20 protein-coding genes and 2 pseudogenes are annotated in these 17,768 nt (G+C 63.8%); 9 read left to right on the top strand and 13 right to left on the bottom strand.

The features are described from left to right. Nucleotides 1-65: 65 nt before the first annotated feature. Nucleotides 66-533 (bottom strand): hypothetical protein, encoded by a 468-nt coding sequence (locus tag SLT36_RS21360; protein WP_432284318.1) that lies wholly within the window; start codon nt 531-533, stop codon nt 66-68. 44 nt (nt 534-577) lie between these two features. On the opposite strand from SLT36_RS21360, the gene SLT36_RS21355 reads away from it, so the two are divergent. Together SLT36_RS21355 and SLT36_RS21350 are read left to right on the top strand one after the other, a co-directional pair. After that, nucleotides 578-1,471, top strand: a complete 894-nt coding sequence (locus tag SLT36_RS21355; protein WP_432284317.1) for a cation diffusion facilitator family transporter — start codon at nt 578-580, stop codon at nt 1,469-1,471. 110 nt (nt 1,472-1,581) lie between these two features. Then, nucleotides 1,582-2,226, top strand: coding sequence for a hypothetical protein (locus tag SLT36_RS21350; protein WP_432284316.1), 645 nt, complete (start codon nt 1,582-1,584; stop codon nt 2,224-2,226). A gap of 158 nt (nt 2,227-2,384) precedes the next feature. Here the strand turns inward: SLT36_RS21350 and SLT36_RS21345 are convergent, their stop codons facing one another. The 7 genes and pseudogenes from SLT36_RS21345 to purM form a co-directional block, all read right to left on the bottom strand. Beyond that, complete coding sequence (locus SLT36_RS21345) at nt 2,385-2,777, bottom strand: tautomerase family protein (RefSeq protein WP_432284315.1); 393 nt, start codon at nt 2,775-2,777, stop codon at nt 2,385-2,387. Nucleotides 2,778-2,837: 60 nt separating this feature from the next. Then, on the bottom strand, nt 2,838-3,158 hold the full coding sequence (locus SLT36_RS21340; RefSeq protein ID WP_432288427.1) for a MarR family winged helix-turn-helix transcriptional regulator: 321 nt from the start codon (nt 3,156-3,158) through the stop codon (nt 2,838-2,840). Nucleotides 3,159-3,387: 229 nt separating this feature from the next. Further along, nucleotides 3,388-3,659, bottom strand: a pseudogene (locus tag SLT36_RS21335) (transposase); the annotation flags it as partial. A gap of 54 nt (nt 3,660-3,713) precedes the next feature. Further along, nucleotides 3,714-4,004, bottom strand: a complete 291-nt coding sequence (locus SLT36_RS21330) for a hypothetical protein (protein WP_432284314.1) — start codon at nt 4,002-4,004, stop codon at nt 3,714-3,716. A 124-nt stretch (nt 4,005-4,128) separates the two neighbouring features. Beyond that, nucleotides 4,129-4,656 (bottom strand): SixA phosphatase family protein, encoded by a 528-nt coding sequence (locus tag SLT36_RS21325; RefSeq protein ID WP_432284313.1) that lies wholly within the window; start codon nt 4,654-4,656, stop codon nt 4,129-4,131. A gap of 15 nt (nt 4,657-4,671) precedes the next feature. Then, on the bottom strand, nt 4,672-5,376 hold the full coding sequence (gene purN, locus SLT36_RS21320; RefSeq protein ID WP_432284312.1) for a phosphoribosylglycinamide formyltransferase: 705 nt from the start codon (nt 5,374-5,376) through the stop codon (nt 4,672-4,674). Next, nucleotides 5,373-6,437 (bottom strand): phosphoribosylformylglycinamidine cyclo-ligase, encoded by a 1,065-nt coding sequence (purM, locus tag SLT36_RS21315; RefSeq protein ID WP_432284311.1) that lies wholly within the window; start codon nt 6,435-6,437, stop codon nt 5,373-5,375. Before purM ends, purN begins: the two co-directional genes overlap by 4 nt. Before the next feature lie 228 nt (nt 6,438-6,665). On the opposite strand from purM, the gene SLT36_RS21310 reads away from it, so the two are divergent. From SLT36_RS21310 to hdaA, 3 genes are read left to right on the top strand one after another with little or no spacing between them, the layout of a single operon-like run. After that, entirely contained in the window at nt 6,666-7,223 is a 558-nt protein-coding gene (locus tag SLT36_RS21310; protein WP_432284310.1) for a CDP-alcohol phosphatidyltransferase family protein, read from the top strand. Next, a complete protein-coding gene (locus SLT36_RS21305; RefSeq protein ID WP_432284309.1) occupies nt 7,195-8,517 on the top strand; it encodes an AI-2E family transporter in 1,323 nt (440 codons plus the stop codon). Before SLT36_RS21310 ends, SLT36_RS21305 begins: the two co-directional genes overlap by 29 nt. Further along, entirely contained in the window at nt 8,514-9,221 is a 708-nt protein-coding gene (gene hdaA, locus SLT36_RS21300; RefSeq protein ID WP_432284308.1) for a DnaA regulatory inactivator HdaA, read from the top strand. The genes SLT36_RS21305 and hdaA overlap by 4 nt, the downstream gene beginning before the upstream one ends. 114 nt (nt 9,222-9,335) lie before the next feature. Here hdaA and SLT36_RS21295 read toward each other — a convergent pair whose 3' ends face one another. The 4 genes and pseudogenes from SLT36_RS21295 to SLT36_RS21280 all read right to left on the bottom strand — a co-directional run. Further along, complete coding sequence (locus tag SLT36_RS21295) at nt 9,336-9,686, bottom strand: hypothetical protein (protein ID WP_432284307.1); 351 nt, start codon at nt 9,684-9,686, stop codon at nt 9,336-9,338. Between the two features lie 762 nt (nt 9,687-10,448). Beyond that, nucleotides 10,449-10,733 (bottom strand): hypothetical protein, encoded by a 285-nt coding sequence (locus SLT36_RS21290; protein WP_432284306.1) that lies wholly within the window; start codon nt 10,731-10,733, stop codon nt 10,449-10,451. 167 nt (nt 10,734-10,900) lie between these two features. Continuing rightward, nucleotides 10,901-12,034, bottom strand: a complete 1,134-nt coding sequence (locus SLT36_RS21285) for a M14 family metallopeptidase (protein WP_432284305.1) — start codon at nt 12,032-12,034, stop codon at nt 10,901-10,903. Between the two features lie 308 nt (nt 12,035-12,342). After that, nucleotides 12,343-12,462, bottom strand: a pseudogene (locus SLT36_RS21280) (IS5/IS1182 family transposase); the annotation flags it as partial. 407 nt (nt 12,463-12,869) lie between these two features. On the opposite strand from SLT36_RS21280, the gene SLT36_RS21275 reads away from it, so the two are divergent. The 4 genes from SLT36_RS21275 (at nt 12,870) to SLT36_RS21260 (ending at nt 16,555) form a co-directional block, all read left to right on the top strand. After that, nucleotides 12,870-14,066 carry an MFS transporter gene (locus SLT36_RS21275; RefSeq protein WP_432284304.1) on the top strand — a complete coding sequence of 399 codons (1,197 nt, stop codon included), beginning with the start codon at nt 12,870-12,872 and terminating at the stop codon, nt 14,064-14,066. A 56-nt stretch (nt 14,067-14,122) separates the two neighbouring features. Further along, the gene (locus SLT36_RS21270) at nt 14,123-14,869 is read left to right on the top strand and encodes an SDR family oxidoreductase (protein ID WP_432284303.1); all 747 of its coding nucleotides are present in this window, start codon (nt 14,123-14,125) and stop codon (nt 14,867-14,869) included. A 60-nt stretch (nt 14,870-14,929) separates the two neighbouring features. After that, nucleotides 14,930-15,283, top strand: a complete 354-nt coding sequence (locus SLT36_RS21265) for a cyclophilin-like fold protein (protein WP_432284302.1) — start codon at nt 14,930-14,932, stop codon at nt 15,281-15,283. 114 nt (nt 15,284-15,397) lie between these two features. Then, nucleotides 15,398-16,555 (top strand): arabinose transporter, encoded by a 1,158-nt coding sequence (locus SLT36_RS21260; protein ID WP_432284301.1) that lies wholly within the window; start codon nt 15,398-15,400, stop codon nt 16,553-16,555. Between the two features lie 78 nt (nt 16,556-16,633). On the opposite strand, the gene SLT36_RS21255 is transcribed toward SLT36_RS21260, so the two are convergent. Continuing rightward, on the bottom strand, nt 16,634-17,716 hold the full coding sequence (locus tag SLT36_RS21255) for an alpha/beta hydrolase (RefSeq protein ID WP_432284300.1): 1,083 nt from the start codon (nt 17,714-17,716) through the stop codon (nt 16,634-16,636). Nucleotides 17,717-17,768: the final 52 nt, after the last annotated feature.

Here is a 17,768-nt window from a genome sequence, read left to right as displayed (position 1 = left end):
CAGACCGGCGCCCCAGATCGATCCCGAGGCGTCTAAGGCCCGCTGCAGATCAATGCAGGCAGCTGTCAGCCGGCCAGAGCGTCGATCAGCGTCCTGTGCTGTGGTCCGCCTTCGCTGTCGCGACGTATCATGGCCACGGTGTCGAACAGAATTTCGATCGTGACGTCATTGAAGGACATCATCCAGAATCTCGGGGCCAGCGCTGGCCATCGCGACGTCTCCGCGCCGCCGAGAATTTCGTTGAACGCCCAGGGTTCGATCGGATAGCGGCAGTCGCCGAGGCCGTCGACATTCACGGGCGTGACACGAAAATCGATCACATGACCAAACCTGAGGACGACATTGCCACCGCCTGCGCGCAGCGAGGCTTCGTAACAGACGGCAACATCGTGTCCGTCATAAAGCGCTGCCGGATTGGCGACGGTCCCCGGCTCCGGGAAAGATTCTGTGGGAACGACGACTTGCATGATCAACAACGTTACAGCTTGTTGGAAGATCGAAACACCGTCAGACTTTGACGACAGCTTTGTCAACTGGAGCTGGCGTGTCGTTATCTGTCCGGCGAGGGGAGGCCTTGATGAGCGGCGACCATGATCACGGCGACATGCAGAACACGCCTGTTTCACGGCTGTGGATCGCCTTTGGCCTGACCGGCAGCTTCATGATCGCCGAGGTGATCGGCGGCCTCGTCACCAACAGCCTGGCGCTGATCTCGGATGCCATGCATATGGCGACCGACGCCATGGCGCTGGCGATCGCCTTGATCGCCATCAAGGTCGGGCGCCGCGCCGCCGACCTGTTGCGCACCTATGGTTATGCCCGCTTCGAGATCCTGGCCGCCGCCTTCAATGCGCTGCTTCTGCTCGCTGTCGCCTTCTACATCCTCTACGAGGCCTATGTCAGGCTGTCCCAGCCGACCGAGATCGCCTCGCTCGGCATGCTTGTCGTTGCCGTCATCGGCCTTGCCGTCAATTTCCTCTCGATGCGGCTTCTGTCAGGACACAAGGACAACAGCCTCAACGTCAAGGGCGCCTATCTCGAGGTCTGGGCCGACATGCTGGGCTCGCTCGGCGTCATCGCCGGTGCTGTCGTCATCTGGCTGACCGGCTGGTCATGGATCGATTCCGTCGTTGCCGTCGGCATCGGCTTCATGGTCTTCCCGCGCACCTGGGTGCTGCTCAAGGAATGCATCAACATCCTGCTCGAAGGCGTGCCGCCTGATATGGAACTGGCCGAGGTTGAGCTGGCGATATCAACCGTGCCCGGCGTCGCCTCGGTGCACGATCTGCATCTGTGGGCGATCACCCAGAGCAAGGCGTCGCTGACCGCGCATGCGGTGCTGGAGGAGGGCGCCGATGCCGAGGCGGTGCGCCAGGCGGTGGAAAGGCGGCTGCAGGAGCAGTTCGACCTGCACCACACCACGCTGCAGATGGAGCGGGTCAGCTGCGCGCCGCTGGAGCGCATTCACTGACCCTGCCTGCGTCAACCTGTCAGCACTCTGTCCCATTATCTCTAACATCTGGAATGCCTATCTATGGCCCGGCCGATGCGTGTTCGGCGCGGAACCTCAGGAGAGCGTCGATGGGCGGGCATGATTTCAGGAACAGCGGCAATAGCCGCGACAGGGGCCGCGACAGGGACCGCAACAGGGGCAGGGATGGCCTGCTCGGCACGGTGCTTGGCGAAATCGGCAAGCGGCTTGGCGACAAGGCCTCAAACGGCAGTCATGATGGCAGCAGTCATGGCAGCAGCAGTCATGGCAGCAGCAATCGGGGCGGCGGCGGCAACTGGGGCGCCAATCAGCGTACGCCGTCGGGCCATGATGGGCCAGCGGCCTTCGGGCGCGACGGGCGCGCGGCACAGGCAAAAACCGAGCCGCGCTCGCGTTTGCCCGGCTTCGGCAGCACGGCAGCGCTGGTCGTGCTGGTGGTGTGGACGCTGCTGGCCTGGGGCGGCTACAGCCTCGTCGACGGCGTGCTTGCCTGGACGTCGAGCAATGCAGGCGCCCTGGTGCAGACCGGCCGGGATGCCGCGGCTGCGACCGGCATTGGCTCGGAGGTCGTCGGTGTGGTCGGCAGCGCCGAGACGTCGGGCCTGCTCAGCGGATTTTTCGCGCTCCTCGGTGCCGTGCTCAAGCCGCTTGTGGTCGTGGTCTGGCTGGTCGGCGCGGTGTTGATCATGGCGGCGCCCAGGCTGGTGTCCCTGCTCACGCGCAAGTTCCGCTAGGCGGTCGGCGCGCCTGTCCCGGCGCGCGCCCAGGACGTGCGCGCGCCCCCAGGACGCGCCCGCCAGACCGGCGCCTCAAGACGCACGCCCCAAGACGGGCGCGCGCCCCAAGACCTGAAATGGCGCCGCGCGTTATGGCGCCATGTCAGATGCGGCTGTCAGGGGTGCTGGTAGCGGAACTCCTGGGTCTTGCCGCCATACCCATAAGAGGCCGCGCGCACGTCATGGACGTGGATGTAGCTCTCTTCGTGGATATCGCCGAGAATTGCGGCGAAGCCCGCGAACACCGCCGCGATGTAGCGCTTCTTCTCGTCCTTGGTGTTGGTCTCGTCGGTGACCTTGATCTCAAGTGCAAAGCTCGACTTGCCGTGGCTCTGCAACGACTTGCCGGCGATGATCCAGTCGCGCGGGTCGATGTAGCTGATGGCGATCGCCGTCACTTCGGGCTTCTTGCCGAGAATGGTGCTGGTGTGTTCGGCCAGCATCGCCGCCACCTTGTCGGTCAGAGTGTCGCTGCGCTGGGCGGCAATTTTAACGGTGAGGATAGGCATTGTCTGTCTCCGGTGGTTAGCTATGCAACTATTGTGAATGGCTTGTGTGTGATGGCTGGCTCATTCGGGGTGACTGGCCAGCCTTGCGGCGATCGCCTTCGCCTGCTCGACAAAACCGGCAAAAACCTCTGCGCCGAAAACGCCTTGCAGGCGTTGGGTGACCGCGCCGCTGGCGGCGTTCAGCGCGTCCTTGATCGCAACTGCCTCCGCTGTCGGCGTGATCAGGGATTCGCGTTTGTCCGCCGTTGACTTGCTCCTGACGACCAGCCCCTTGGCTTCCAGCCCGTCGAGGCCGCGGGTCGCGGTGGCGCGGGCGATCTTCAGCTCGTCGGCCAGCTCGCTCTGCAAAAGGCCCGGCCGCGCCAGCACCGCCCTGAGCATGAAGCCTTGCGGCGGCGTCAGGTCGAATGGCGCAAAGGCCACGGTCCAGACCCGGTCGAGCTGGCGCGCCAAAGCTGTGGTGTTGAAGTAGATGCAACGGTCGAACATGGCGACACCATAGTCCAGAGTAGTTGCATATGCAATTACTATTTTGAGCTGGACGGAAAAATCCACAGCGGCCGCGACCGGGCGACGAAGATGGCGGCCGGAAAAATCGCAGCCGGGTTCCAGCGGGTGCCCGGTTGGCATTGATCTTCTGCACCCTGCTGTCACGGGCTTTGGCAATCTCGTCGATGCGGCGGTGCCGCACGCCTGCCTGTCGCCATCGGACGAGGCGATTGCAGGTGGTGCGTCGGCCGCATCGGGTAAGTTCGCCATGGCGCACCGGATCGCAGCACCCGGAAATTGTCGTTCAGCACGGGCCGACACGCCTCGGGGCTTGGTGGGCAACAGCGGCTCGATCATGCGCCAGTCGAAGTCGGTCAGGTCATATCGGCTCATGGGGAGCCTGAATCGGAATAGGCATGAAAGCCGAAATTGCGATGTGAGCGACTTTTACAGCCTGACCTCTTCGACCGGATCGCCGCGCTCGAACTCCCATGACCTTAGCATGTTCAACACATCCTCGAATGGCTCATCCGGATGAGAAGAGGTGCATAGAAAGCGTGTCCCGTCGCTTCCGTCAGCGACCACGATCTCGTCGATAATGTCTTCGACCCTCGCGCAACCCGGTCCGACCACGGCCACGAGCGACACACCATCATTCAGACATTGCTCGACAAAGCCGGCAAGCAAGGCTTCATCGGATAGCGGAACGTGAAGAATGAGTTTTCGGGCGTGCGGCATTGCCAGATCGTAGACAGTCGGATGATTGCTTTCCAGCCGTCTCGATCACCCGGCATTTTCAGGTTCACGACCTGGCGCGATGGTCGTATGCCGCCGGGAGCAGCGCCGGCCAAGCGGTTGCGCCTCAGGCCAGCTCTTTTGGCCTGAGGCAATGGGTCAGGCGCGCCATGCCGGGGCGTAGTTCGTCCCAGCCGCCTTCGAATTCGAAGCGGGCCAGCGCGCCGCTCGGGAACTTCTCTTCCAGCGACTGGATCGCATCGCTGCTCGAACCGGGACCGGCCAGCTGGGCAGCGAAGATCTCGAGCCCCGGATTGTGGCCGATGACCAGCAAGCTGCCGATCTCGTCAGGCACGGCTTTGGCAAGCGCAAACAGGTCGTTGGCCAAAGCGCCATAGATGCTGTCGTAGAAGCTTGCCGCGGGCAGGGGCGCCGGCCAGTCGGCTGACGCAAGCTGCCATGTCTGGCGGGTGCGCGCGGCAGGCGAGACATAGACCAGCTCGGGCAGCCAGCCGCGTCTGGCGATCTCGGCGCCCATGCGCGGCGCCGCCGCCTTGCCTCTTGGCGCCAGCGGCCGGTCGAAATCGGCAAGCGCTTCGTCGTCCCAGCTCGACTTGGCATGGCGCAGCAGCAGTAGGTGCCTGATCTTTGCCATGCGGGGTCTTTCGGCTCAGGGCGTGATGCGGGCGAGCTGCTCCAGGTCGATCTCGTCGCGTGCCGGGTGAGGGGCTACGATCTCGTCGGTGCCGATGCTGTCGCTGAAGCCGGAGAAGGCCGTGCGGCTGCCCTCCATGCGCACCTTGCCTTCGGCGAAGAGCTTGAGGGCGAGCGGATAGAGCCGGTGCTCGGCCTTGAGCACGCGCGCCGACAATGTCGGCTCGTCGTCGTCGATCAGCACCGGTACGGCGGCCTGGGCGATGATCGGGCCGTCATCCATTTCGGGCGTGACGAAATGCACGGTGCAGCCATGCACGCGGATGCCGGCGTCGAGCGCGCGCTGGTGGGTGTCGAGCCCCTTGAACGACGGCAACAGTGCCGGGTGGATGTTGATCATCCGGCCTTGCCATGTCTCGACGAAGCCGGTGGTCAACAGGCGCATGTAGCCGGCTAGCGCCACGATCTCGGCGCCGAACGTGTCGAGCGCAGCACCGATCGCCTCGTCATGCGCCTCCTTGCTGGCATGGTCGGCGCGGGTCACCACCTTGGTGGCTATGCCACGGCTGGCGGCGATGCCGAGGCCGGGCGCATTGGCCTTGTCGGAGATGACGCCGACGATCTCGGCGGGGAATGCCGGCTCGGCGGCGGCGTCGATCAGCGCGGCCATGTTGGAGCCGCGACCTGAGATCAGGATGACCGTACGTTTGCGCTGGATCATAGGGCGAGCGACCCGCGATAGATGACGCCGGTGTCGCGGCGCGGCACGATGCGGCCGATCGGCGTCACCGTCTCGCCGGCCTCCTGCAGCACGGCGGCGACCTGGGCTGCCTGTCCGGCGGCAACCACCGCGATCATGCCGATGCCGCAGTTGAAGGTGCGCATCATCTCTTCAGGCGACACGCCGCCGGTCGCGGCGAGCCACGAGAACACGCGCGGCGCCTCGATCGCCGACAAATCGAGCTCGGCCGAGAATTCCTTGGGCAGCACCCTGGGGATGTTTTCGGGGAAACCGCCGCCGGTGATGTGGGCCAGCGCCTTGATGCCGTTGGTTTCGCGGATCGCCCGGAGCAGCGACTTGACATAGATGCGCGTCGGCTCGAGCAGCGCTTCGGCCAGCGTCGGGCCATCGGCGAAGGGGGCGCGGTCGCTCCACTTCAGGCCCGAGACCTCGACGATGCGGCGGACCAGCGAATAGCCGTTGGAATGAACGCCCGAGGAGGCCAGGCCGAGCAGCACGTCGCCTTCGACGACGTCGTCGGTCGGCAAAAGCCGGCCACGCTCGGCGGCGCCGACGGCAAAGCCGGCGAGGTCGTAGTCGTTGCCATGATACATGCCGGGCATTTCGGCGGTCTCGCCGCCGATCAGCGCGCAGCCGGCCTGGCGGCAGCCTTCGGCGATGCCGGAGACGATGTCGGCGCCCTGGTCGGGGTCGAGCTTGCCGGTGGCGAAATAGTCGAGGAACAACAGCGGCTCGGCGCCCTGGACGACGATGTCGTTGACGCACATGGCGACGAGGTCGACGCCGATCGTGTCATGCTTGCCGGCATCGATGGCGATCTTCAGCTTGGTGCCGACGCCGTCATTGGCCGCGACCAGGATCGGATCGTTGAAACCGGCGGCCTTGAGGTCGAACAGGCCGCCGAAGCCGCCGATCTCGCCATCGGCGCCCGGCCGGCGCGTCGAGCGCACCAGCGGCTTGATCTTCTCGACCATCAGGTTTCCGGCGTCGATGTCGACGCCCGCCTGCGCATAGGTGAGACCGTTCTTGCCTTCGCTCATCGCCAAATCCTGAAGTCGTGCGCTTTTGGGGCGCTATTCGCATGAACGGCCGGTTCCCGCAAGCGAGACGGCCGGATTGCCTTGGAAACGGCCGCCAAAGCGGTGGACAGGGGGCTGACACGGCCCGCTCTCTTGCGATGCCGTGAAGTCTCGCCCATTTATCGACCAAAGACAGAATATCTCAAAAGACAAAGCATAATGGCAAAAAGCCGAGACGGGATGCTGATTGTGACTATTCCGAACATGATCACCATCATGAGGCTGATCCTCGTGCCGTGCGTGATCTACGCCATGCTGGCGGGCGAGTGGGACTGGGCCTTTGCCGGCTTTGTCATTGCCGGCGTCTCCGACGGCGTCGACGGCTTCATCGCCCGCCATTTCAACCAGCGTTCGGAACTCGGCGCCTATCTCGACCCGATGGCCGACAAGCTGCTGCTGGTCAGCGTCTTTGTCGTGCTCGGCATCATGGGGCACCTGCCTTTGTGGCTGGTCATCCTGGCGGTGTCGCGCGACGCTCTGATCATCGGGGCGGTGCTTCTGTCGACGATCATGGGCCATCCGGTGAAGGTGCGTCCGCTGATGGTCTCGAAGGTCAACACGGCGATCCAGATCGTCCTAGCGGCGATCGTGCTGGCCGAACTTGCCTTCAGCTTTGCGCTCGGCCCGGTCCGGCCGGCGTTGATAACCATTTCCGGCCTCTTGACCGTCGCTTCGGCGGCAGCCTATCTCGTGGCTTGGCTGAGGCACATGAGCGGTTATGGCGAAGGCGACACTCCCAACCGATAACGAAGCGGCCGAAGAAGCGGCGGCGGCGGCATTCCGCAAGCAGATCCGTTTCTGGCTGATTTCGGCCGTCCTGTTCGCCGCCTTCCTCTATCTGTTCAGCGACATCCTGCTGCCCTTCGTCGCCGGCATGGCGCTGGCCTATTTCCTCGACCCGGTCGCCGACCGGCTGCAGAAGCTCGGCCTGTCCAGGCTGATGGCGACCGTCGTCATCCTGGTCTGCTTCCTGGTGCTTCTGGTGCTTGGCCTGGTCATCATCATTCCGGTGCTGGCCTCGCAGATGGCCGACTTCGCCGCCAAGGTGCCGGGATATCTCGAAAGCCTGCAGCAGCTGATCACCAACTTCAATCCGCAATGGCTGGAGCAGCGTTTCGGCGTCGATGCGCAAGGCCTGCGTGAGGGGCTGAGCTCGCTGCTCAAGTCGGGCTTCGGTTTCGTCACCACCATCTTCCAGTCGATCTGGAGTTCGGGCGTGGCGCTGTTTTCGATCGCCAGCCTGTTCGTGGTCACCCCTGTCGTCGCTTTCTACATGCTGCTCGACTGGGACCGCATGGTTTCAGTCGTCGACAGCTGGATCCCGCGCGACCACGTCGTGACAGTCCGCCAGATCGCCCGCGACATCAACACCGCGATTGCCGGCTTCGTCCGCGGCCAGGGCACATTGTGCCTGATCCTCGGCATCCTCTATGCCGTCGGCCTGACCCTGACCGGGCTCAATTTCGGCGTGCTGATCGGCCTGTTTGCCGGCCTTGTCAGCTTCATTCCTTATGTCGGCTCGCTGCTCGGCCTGGTGCTGTCGATCGGCGTCGCCTTCGTCCAGTTCTGGCCGGACTGGACAATGGTCGCAGCCGTTGCGGCAGTGTTCTTCGTCGGCCAGTTCATCGAGGGCAACATTCTGCAGCCGCGCCTGGTCGGCAAGAGTGTCGGCCTGCATCCGGTCTGGCTGATGTTTGCGCTGGTCGCCTTCGGCGCGATGTTCGGTTTTGTCGGCCTTTTGGTGGCGGTGCCGTCGGCGGCAGCCGTTGCGGTGCTGGTGCGTTTCGCCATCGGCCGCTACCTCGATTCCCCGCTCTATCACGGCCATGCCGTCGAGCCTGCAGAAGCCGCTCGCTTGCCGAGCGGCGCAAAAGCAGAAGCCGCTCGCCTGCCGAGCGGCGCAAAGGCAGAAGCCGCGCGCTTGCCGAGCGGCGCAAAAACCGAGGCTGCCAGGCCGGGCAGTGCAAAGATCGAGGCCGGCAAGCCGAGCGCCGCGAAAGTCTCGGCCCGCAAGCCGGGCGGCGCGAAACCGGAAAAATGACAGTGTCGCGCGAGCCGATCAAACCGCGCCAGCTGCCGCTCGACCTTGGTCATAGCCCGGGGTTCTCGCGCGACGACCTCGTCGTGTCAGGCGCCAACACGCAGGCCGTGTCGCTGATCGACCGCTGGCCCGAATGGCCGGCACCCGTGGTGCTGCTCGCCGGTCCCGCCGGCTCGGGCAAGTCGCATCTCGCCGCGATCTGGCGCGACCATGCCGACGCGCTTCAGCTCGACGTTTCAGACATATCAGCCCATCTCGGTGAGGTCGGCACAGCCTCGGTACTGATCGACGATGCCGACCAGGGCCGGCTCGACCAGAACGGGCTGTTTCACCTGATCAACACGGTGCGCGGCTCGGGCGCGCAGCTGCTGCTCACCGCGCGCAGCTTTCCCGTCGCCTGGGGCGTGACGCTGCCCGACCTCGCCTCGCGGTTGAAGGCTGCGGCGACAGTCGAGATCGACGAGCCCGACGACCTTTTGCTCGCCGGCGTCATCACCAAGCTGTTCGCCGACCGCCAGGTCGAGGTCGAGCCGCATGTCGTGCAGTTCCTGGTCCGCCGCATCGAACGCTCTTTGTCGACCGCCATCCGTGTCGTCGAGCGCCTCGACCGCGCCGCCCTCGAACAGAAGAGCCGCATCACCCGCGCACTCGCCGCCGAGACCATCGGCGCGCTCGACGCCGGGCAGGGTGAGCTCGAGCTCTAGGGCGTAAGCATAATCGAGAGATGGCACGCCTTCGTCATCCCAGGGCGGAGCAGGAGCGCAGCTCCGTCGCGGAGACCCTAGGATGACGAGGGGGCGCGCCGCGGGCTTAGGTGGTCAGGAGGGCCGTGGCGGGTCGATGATGGCGACCACCTCCATTGGGCTCAATCCAACTTCTCGGGCGAGACTGAACGCGTTGGGAACGATCCAGTAGGCTGTATCAGCATCATAAGGTGCAGGCTGCATGGCCAGATTGTAGAGCGTCTTGGCGCATGCCTCCTCGAAACAATATTGCGCTTCCGACCTGCGATCGCTCAGCCTTTCTGCCTTCAGAGTCTTCGAGCGAATGGCGTCAAACAGCTTGCGAGACCTGGGCCAGGAACCGTGATCTCCAATCATCTGGTCGAGCTGCCTCAGCGTCTCGGTATCCGCGCAATGCAGGCAAAACAGCCGGATCAGGCTCTGCATCTGTTGAAGGCATTTCGTCATGGTAGACCATCATTCCATCGAGGTCGCGCAGAACAAGATTGAGGAGCTTTTACAGTGGAATGACCAGCCAGATACGTCAAACGGCTCCAGTCGGGCCGAGGCAGTTATCCCTGGGCATCCCATTGCTTCAGGATCTGTTGCTGCCGAGCACGGCCCCACCCCTTCGCCATCCCAGAGGCTCGACCCGACAATCCATGCCGTGAGGGTGAGGAGCGTGAGGCGGGTGCAGGAAGAGCACGCGTTCTGGGCCTTCTGTGCGCTGCCGCATGGTTACGGCAGGGATCCTAGGGTCTCCGCGTCGCTGCGCTCCTGCTCCGCCCTAGGATGACGACTTGGAGAGGCCGCTCGGGGCAGTCGAACATCACTCCTGCGACGCCCCCGTCCTTCGTCATCCTAGGGTCTCCGCGTCGCTGCGCTCCTGCTCCGCCCTTGGATGACGAATTGGAGAGGCCGCTCGGGGCAGTCGAACATCACTCCTGCGACGCCCCCCGTCCTTCGTCATCCTAGGGCGGAGCAGGAGCGAAGCTCCGTCGCGGAGACCCTAGGATCCATGCCGTGAAGGTGAGGAATGCGAAGAGGGCGGAAGAAAGAGCACTTGTTTGCTCGCTTGAACACAGTTGCCATGCCGTAGCCGGAAAAACAGCCAGGGCAATTCCAGGAAAAACGTGCAGCGGTTTTCCGTCAGGAATTGCGCAGGAACAAAAACCGCCTCCGCCATTTGAAGACAGGCGCTTCCGGAATCTAACCCCTGGCCAGCCGCCCATAGAGCGCCTTGGCCGCGAACAGCACGGCCAGCAGCGTGACGTTGGAGACGAGGCCGATGCCGATAGCAAACGCCTTGGCGACGTCGTCGGAGGCGCCGAAGCTGAACGGGATCAGCACGGCGACGAAGACGACGCCCAGCGCGATCGGGATCCAGCGGTTGAGGGTCGGCTGGGTGTTGGCGGCGGTCAGCACCAGCGCGACCAGCAGGCCGATCCGGAACGGGTCGGTCAGCTGGGCCAGATAGATGTCGAGATAAGGCATTGTCGTTCCTCCCCATTCCAGTTGTGCAGGTCGCAGGCCAACTGTCGAGTAAGCCTATCGTCTAGGCCGCAGCCATAAGCGAAGCCGAAGCCGCATTGAAGCGCGCTGGACCATGGCGAGAACGTTTGCGGCCGGCTTGTCGCGGTTCGCAAGCCTCCTGATGTGCCCTATTCCGGGTAGTCCGCGACGGGAGTGCTGCTGCCCTGAATGAGATAGAAGAGGAAGGGCGTGCCCGGCTCCACGGACGCGTCCGTACGTCGCGCGCCCACTTCTCCGGAGACCGGGCTCGTGTATTCAGCCACGACCTCGCCAAAGGCGTTTCTCTGGATGGCCACCTTCTGCCCGGCTTCGACCCTGTCGTTCAGATCGACGAGGAGATGGAGGAAGCCGCCATGGGTCGAGATCGAGGCGCCCATCGTATCGCCGATGAAGACCTCGCTGTCCTTTCCGGTCCGACCCATGGGGCCGGAAATCAGCCCGTGCAGACGGAGCACGTTCATCGTGCCTTCGACGAACAGCGCGATCATGTCGAAATCCAGCCTGCGCGGAGTGCCGATCTCCGGGGTCAGGGCAGGGATGCCCGCCGCGATCAGCGCGTTGGCAAGAAGCGTCGGGTATTGCGGGTCGTCGAAAATCTGGTCGATGGGGAAGAGCTCCGCCATCGCCTTGACCTCTGGATTGGTCATGTCGGCCAGGTGAAAGGCCGTCGCGTCCATGCCGGTCGCGGCGGTATGAAAGTCGAGCGCATAGTTCGCATTGGGACGCAGCAGCTTGTTGAAGACCAGCCAGGCATGGCGCGACACGGCGTTTGGCCCATTCTCGTTTCCCGGCCACCAGCGGTTCATGTCGACAAGATCGATGCCGCGTCCCGTATCCGGCCAGCGCCGTGTCATGCCTTCGATGGCCGGCCGGGAGATGTCGAGAACTGCCAGAACCGTGCCCGCCATGGCTGACGGGTCAAGCTGATCCAGCACTGTCTGGATGCAGTGTATCGGGTTCATTTCGTCGCCATGAACGCCGCTGGTCAGAGCGACGCATTTGCCGGGCTTCGCCCCCTTCACCACAACGACGGCATTGTACCAGTGCTGACCACCGACCCTTTGGACGCCTTCGAAGTAGAAGTGGTGCCTGCCGGGCTCCAGGTCGTTCACGTCGAGGGCCCGGATGACCTTTTTGCCTTCGATCATGTCACCCGTGTAGACCGTGCCTTCTCCGCCTTGCGTTGCAGTCGCCGTGTCCTGTGCCGATGCCGTGGCAACCGTCGATACCAGGGCGGTTGCGCTGGCGGTGGCAAGGATCATGAAGTCGCGTCGATCCAGTCCGTTTGTGTCACTCGACATGTCGTTCTCCCGGTTGCAGTAGCGGAACACTTGCAGTTCGTCCGCCTTGTTGAAAGGGCCCGCAAAGACTGGCTACGGATAATGACCCCGTCGCGCCGAAGCCGTCAAAGTCCAGCCGGCATTTTGCCCTGCGTCTGGACGGCTACACTTCTGACAGGCAACCGGTGCATGGCCATTGCTGAACAGGTCGTTGGCCGAGCCGCGCACCGGCAACAGAGGCAGAGGTCGCAGGCGACGTGTCGAGCAAGCCTATGGTCGTAGCCTGATACGCGAAGCCACAGCCGCAAAGAAGCGAGCTGAACCATGGCGAGAACATTTGTGGCCGGCTTGTCGTAGCGGGTCGCAACCTTCCGGAAGTGCTTCAGTTTGAAGAAGAAGCGCTCGATGAGAGCGGCTCGATCAAGCGCCACCCGAATTCGGTTAGATCTATCGGCTCATGCCGATGCTGAATCAGATTTTCGGCCCAACGTGAAAGACAGCGTCCGCATTCGACCTATTGCTGACGCTTGGAGTGCTTCCCTAGAGGCCTGAAACCTGCCGTTCGTGTATCTTCCTCCTCCGACGGTAAAGACGGCCGACAGCGGCTATTCCGACTTCAGCGAGCGCTGGTGGGACGCTGCCCTCCCAAGCGCCCCAAGACCGTCGGCCAGGTTTGCACGGCATCAGCGCCCAATTGATTGATGCCTCCCATCGATAAGTCTAAGAGCATTGGCGCAGCTAATCGCGCGTGACGATCCGATCTAGCTAAGTGGCATGCTTCCGGCGCGTTTCGCGTCCCGGCTCAAAGGATGTCTCGATGGATGTGGCCTACACCAGACCAATGGCGGAGAACCGCGCACAGTGGGGTGCGGTCGTGTCCATGGCGCTATGTGTTTCGGTGCTGATCGCCTCGGAATTCATGCCTGTCAGCCTGCTATCACCTATCGCGTCCGATCTCGGCATCACCGAAGGTCAGACCGGACAGGCGATTTCGATCTCAGGCTTGTTCGCCGTGATTACCAGCCTCTTCGTTGCGGTCGTGAGCCGCCGCGTCGACCGCAAGCTCGTCATCTCCGGCTTTACATTGACCCTGATCGTCTCGGGTCTGATGGTCACCTTCGCGCCGACCTATCCTTTGTTGATGGCAGGCCGGGCGCTGCTTGGCATCGCCATCGGCGGGTTCTGGTCGATGTCGACCTCGATCGTGATGCGCCTCGTATCGGAACGAGAGGTGCCGAAGGGGCTGGCGATGCTCAACGCGGGCAATGCCATCGCGGCGACGATCGCCGCGCCACTCGGCAGCTTTCTCGGCACCTATGTCGGCTGGCGCGGGGCGTTCTTCCTCGTCGTGCCGCTCGCGCTTCTGGCGCTTGTCTGGCAATGGATCAGTCTTCCCTCGCTACCCCCGCGCGGCCGCCAGCGCGCCGGTGTGTTCAGGCTGCTCGCCCGGCCGCAGGTTGTGCTCGGCATGGGCTCGATCCTGCTCCTGTTCATGGGACAGTTCGCGCTTTTCACCTACCTGCGTCCCTTCCTGGAAGGCGTCACCGGCATGTCGGTGAACGCGCTCTCGCTTGTCTATCTCGCCATGGGTCTCGCGGGGGTCGGCGGCACCTGGGTCATCAGCCGCCTGCTGGAGACGCGCCTTTTCGCCATCCTCGCCACGATCCCGCTTCTCATGGCCGGTGCGGCCGTGGCCCTGGTCGCTCTCGGCGCGCAGCCCTTTCCGGTCTCGCTCCTGCTTCTTGCCTGGGGCTTCTTCGGGACCGCGGCACCTGTGGGCTGGGGCACGTGGCTGAGCCGCACCCTGGCGGACGATGCCGAAGCTGGCGGCGGGCTTCAGGTCGCAACCATCCAGCTCGCCATCACGCTGGGCGCCGCCATCGGCGGGCTTCTGTTCGACGCCGTGAGCTGGTGGAGTCCATTTGCGCTCGCCGCCGCGCTGCTCTCCGGCTCGTCACTCATGGCGGCTGCCGCATGGCGCAATGCCCGCATGGCGCATACGCCACCCGGTTAGCGGTCTTGCCGGATCCACTTTCAGGAATTTCACACCGCATTTACCAGGAGAACTCCATGACCGATAACATTGCAGGAAAGGTGATCGTCATCACCGGGGCTTCGAGCGGCATGGGCGCGGGCGCTGCCCGCCATCTTGCCCATCATGGCGCCAGCATCGTCCTGGCGGCGCGGCGGGCTGACAGGATCGCAGGTCTTGCGGCCGAGGTCGTCGGGTCCGGCGGCAAGGCCATCGCCGTGGCGACGGATGTGACGCAGCTCGACGACATGCAGCGTCTGGCGCGGGCGGCTATCGATACCTTCGGCAGAATCGACGTTCTCGTGAACAATGCGGGCCTGATGCCGCTCTCGCCGGTGGAGCGGTTGAAGGTCGACGAGTGGAACCAGATGATCGACGTCAACCTCAGAGGTGTGCTGCACGGCGTCGCCGCTGTCCTGCCCATCATGAAGGACCAGAAGTCGGGTCACATCATCACCACGGCATCGGTCGCCGCCTACAAGGTCTTCCCGGCCTCGGCGGTCTATTCCGCGACGAAGTTCGCGGTCCGCGGGCTTTCCGAGGGTTTGCGACAGGAGGTAAAGCCCTACAACATCCGCACCACGCTGATCTCGCCCGGCGCCGTCACCACGGAACTGCTCGACCACATCAGTGAAGAGGACGTCCAGTCGGCCAATCAGGACTATGTCGGAAAGATTGGTATCCCCGCGGATAGTTATGCACGCATGGTCGCTTTCGCCGTAAGCCAGCCCGAGGACGTCGACGTCAACGAGATCGTCTTCCGTCCCACAGCCCAGGAGCTTTGACCAGACATGCGCAGGATCGTTGGATGCGCAATCGCTACACTGCTTTCGACGGGAGCCACCATGGCACAGGAAAAAATCGTGATCTCGTCACCCTGGGGGAAAGTCACCGCCGAACTGGTCGACAACGCAGCCACCAGGGCGCTTCTGGAGATGCTTCCGGTCACGTTGGAGATGAGTGACCATCTTCGACAGGAGAAGACGGGGATGTTGCCCGGTTCGCTGCCGCAGGCCGAACGCCAGATGGAGTTCAGCAACGGCACGCTCGGGCTGTGGGCATCGACCGATTTCGTGATCTACTATCGAAACGGAAGCGTTCCACGACCCGGGATCGTCATTCTCGGGAGCGTTGACGGCGACGCATCGCTTTTCGATCGGCCCGGCCCGGTCACGGTGCAGATCGACCGGGCTGACTAAGTCCATCGGTATCAGGCACCGCGATCGACCCTCACGAAGGCCACAAATGCGCGCGGTCTGAACGTTTCTGCCCGCTGCTCCAGAAGACTTCGACGCGCCAAAGGCGTAGTGCAGATGGCTCTCATTCTCCCGATCATGGGCGCGGTATTCGCGAGCTTCCTGCTCGTGGGCATCGCGCTGCCCGTGCTGCCCATACATCTGAGCGGCGATCTCGGCTTTGGCCCCTTCGTCGTCGGCCTCGTTACCGGAAGCCAGTTTATCGCATCCGTGCTGTCCCGTGTCTGGGCCGGGCGCCTTGCGGACCGTCGCGGAGGAAAGGATGCGATCCTGCTCGGGCTGGCCGTCTCCGGCCTTGCGGGATTGCTCTATCTCCTGTCGCTCACCGTCCTCACCACGCCACCGCTTTCCGCGGGAATCCTGCTATTCGGCCGCGCAGGTATCGGTATCGCGGAAAGTCTCGTCATCACCGGCGCTGTCACCTGGGCGATGTCGGTATCCGGGCCCGCACACTCCGGCCGCGTGATCGCCTGGATCGGTACCGCCATGTTCGGCGCGATGGCGCTCGGGGCGCCGCTGGGCACCGTGATCTACGAAGCTTCGGGGTTCGTGGGAATCTCGCTTTCGACGGTCCTGATTTCGGTGGCCGTGGCGCTGGCGATCATGCCTCTCGGGTACTCCAAACCAGCGCCGGCCAAGGATGGGCGAACCCTGTTCAGCGTGCTGGGCGGCGTCTGTGTTCCCGGAGTAGCGGCAGCACTCAGCAGCCTCGGTTATGGCGCGATCCTGGCCTTCGGGACGCTTCTATTCGTCCAGAACGGTTGGACTCCGGTCTGGCTACCGTTCTCCGCTTATGCAGCAGCGCTTATCGCAGCCCGCCTCCTCCTCGGGCAACTGCCCGACCGCCTCGGCGGCGCGCGCGTGGCCGCGATCTTCGTCGTCGTAGAGATGGTAGGCCTCATCATGATCTGGGCCGCGCCCGGCCCGCTCGTGGCAGCGGCGGGATGCGTCGTCGTCGGCTTTGGCTATTCGCTTGTCTATCCGGGGCTGGGAGCCGTGGCCGTCGGCCGCGTCGACGCGGCAGCCCGCGGTCTGGCGATGGGCCTCTACACGGTCTTCCTCGACATCGCGCTAGGCTTCGGCAGCGTCGGCCTGGGCATCCTCGCCGCATCGTCATCCGTATCTGTGGTATTCGTGACGACCGCGGGCATGGTCCTGTGCGCACTTCCCATCGCTGTCGGTCTCACCCGGGTCAGCAATCATTCGAGGCAGTAGCGACTTTTCGCGATACCCGGGACGCGGAGAACCCCGGCCTGCGACGCAGACCGGGGCTGGAACTTAACCTTGATGGGATCAGGCAGACAGGTTCTGCTCGAAGAAGGACTGCAACTTGTCGAAGGGTATTACATCGAGGTTGTCATAGAGCGCGACGTGATCGACGCCTGGGATGATCATCAGCTCCTTCGGCTCGGCGGCAGCCTTGAACGCATCCTCGCTGAAATAGCGCGAGTGGGCATTCTCCCCGGCAATCAACAACACCGGTCGCGGCGCGATTTCCTTGATGTAGGTCATCATCGGCATATTCATGAACGACATCGGGTTGGTGATGGTCCAACCAGTGGTCGAGTTCAGCGAGCGCGGATGGAAGCCGCGATCCGTTTTGTAGTAGTTCCAGTACATCGTCACGACCGGATCATCGATGCCGTCGAGGGTCTCCGGCAGGCCGCCGGCGAAGGCGGGTGTGACCTCATCGGCGTCTTCCCACCGCTGCCGGCTGATCGTGTCGAGCATCTCCGCACGAGCCTCCGGCGTCAGCGCATCGTAGTAGCCCCGGGCCATCACACGCGACATGTCATACATGCTGGCGACCGCGACTGCCTTGACGCGCTTGTCCACGGCAGCCGCGTTGAGCGCCATGCCGGAGAGACCGCAGACGGCCATGAGGCCGATCCGCTCACGATCGACCGAAGTGTGCAGCCCCAGGAAATCCACGGCGGCGCTGAAGTCCTCGGTATTGATGTCGGGCGAAGCGACCGCATGGGTCCCGCCGCCGCTCTCGCCGACGAAGGACGGGTCGAAGGCGAGTGCCACGAAACCGCGTTCGGCCAACGTCTGCGCGTAAAGCCCTGACGACTGTTCCTTCACGGCGCCGAACGGACCCGAGACGGCGAGCGCCGGCAGGCGCGCGTTGCCGCGATTGGCCGGAAGGTAAAGGTCCGCGGAAAGCCGGATGCCGTAGCGGTTGGTGAAGGTGACCTTCTGATGGTCGACGCGGTCGCTCTTCGGGAACGTTTTGTCCCAGCCTGCGCCGCTTTGCGCGATGGCGGGGGAACTTGCGATGCTGGCAACGGCGGCCGAGGCAAAGCCTGCGCCGGCGAACTTCACCAGGTCGCGGCGGCTGACGTCAAAGGTATTGGAGATAGATTTCGTGGGCACGGAAGGACTCCTGGTTCCTGTTGGGGACGAGGAGGAAACTAAAGCCTGCAAG

Origin of the sequence: Aminobacter sp. BA135 (genome assembly GCF_050859125.1) — a bacterium.
GTDB classification, from domain to species: domain Bacteria; phylum Pseudomonadota; class Alphaproteobacteria; order Rhizobiales; family Rhizobiaceae; genus Aminobacter; species Aminobacter ciceronei.
The sequence above is the reverse complement of the archived record's forward strand: the minus strand, read 5'-3'. Positions and strand labels throughout refer to the sequence as shown.

Bases quoted from the DNA above. Each gene is read 5' to 3' on its own strand.
- SLT36_RS21265 (WP_432284302.1), top strand. From the start codon at position 14,930: ATGGCACAGGAAAAAATCGTGATCTCGTCACCCTGGGGGAAAGTCACC.
- purN (WP_432284312.1), bottom strand. From the start codon at position 5,376: ATGATCCAGCGCAAACGTACGGTCATCCTGATCTCAGGTCGCGGCTCC.
- SLT36_RS21345 (WP_432284315.1), bottom strand. From the start codon at position 2,777: ATGCCTATCCTCACCGTTAAAATTGCCGCCCAGCGCAGCGACACTCTG.
- SLT36_RS21350 (WP_432284316.1), top strand. From the start codon at position 1,582: ATGGGCGGGCATGATTTCAGGAACAGCGGCAATAGCCGCGACAGGGGC.
- hdaA (WP_432284308.1), top strand. From the start codon at position 8,514: ATGACAGTGTCGCGCGAGCCGATCAAACCGCGCCAGCTGCCGCTCGAC.
- SLT36_RS21270 (WP_432284303.1), top strand. From the start codon at position 14,123: ATGACCGATAACATTGCAGGAAAGGTGATCGTCATCACCGGGGCTTCG.
- SLT36_RS21285 (WP_432284305.1), bottom strand. From the start codon at position 12,034: ATGATCCTTGCCACCGCCAGCGCAACCGCCCTGGTATCGACGGTTGCC.
- SLT36_RS21305 (WP_432284309.1), top strand. From the start codon at position 7,195: ATGGCGAAGGCGACACTCCCAACCGATAACGAAGCGGCCGAAGAAGCG.
- SLT36_RS21355 (WP_432284317.1), top strand. From the start codon at position 578: ATGAGCGGCGACCATGATCACGGCGACATGCAGAACACGCCTGTTTCA.
- SLT36_RS21330 (WP_432284314.1), bottom strand. From the start codon at position 4,004: ATGCCGCACGCCCGAAAACTCATTCTTCACGTTCCGCTATCCGATGAA.
- SLT36_RS21275 (WP_432284304.1), top strand. From the start codon at position 12,870: ATGGATGTGGCCTACACCAGACCAATGGCGGAGAACCGCGCACAGTGG.
- SLT36_RS21260 (WP_432284301.1), top strand. From the start codon at position 15,398: ATGGCTCTCATTCTCCCGATCATGGGCGCGGTATTCGCGAGCTTCCTG.
- purM (WP_432284311.1), bottom strand. From the start codon at position 6,437: ATGAGCGAAGGCAAGAACGGTCTCACCTATGCGCAGGCGGGCGTCGAC.
- SLT36_RS21340 (WP_432288427.1), bottom strand. From the start codon at position 3,158: ATGCTCAGGGCGGTGCTGGCGCGGCCGGGCCTTTTGCAGAGCGAGCTG.
- SLT36_RS21290 (WP_432284306.1), bottom strand. From the start codon at position 10,733: ATGCCTTATCTCGACATCTATCTGGCCCAGCTGACCGACCCGTTCCGG.
- SLT36_RS21295 (WP_432284307.1), bottom strand. From the start codon at position 9,686: ATGCAGAGCCTGATCCGGCTGTTTTGCCTGCATTGCGCGGATACCGAG.
- SLT36_RS21325 (WP_432284313.1), bottom strand. From the start codon at position 4,656: ATGGCAAAGATCAGGCACCTACTGCTGCTGCGCCATGCCAAGTCGAGC.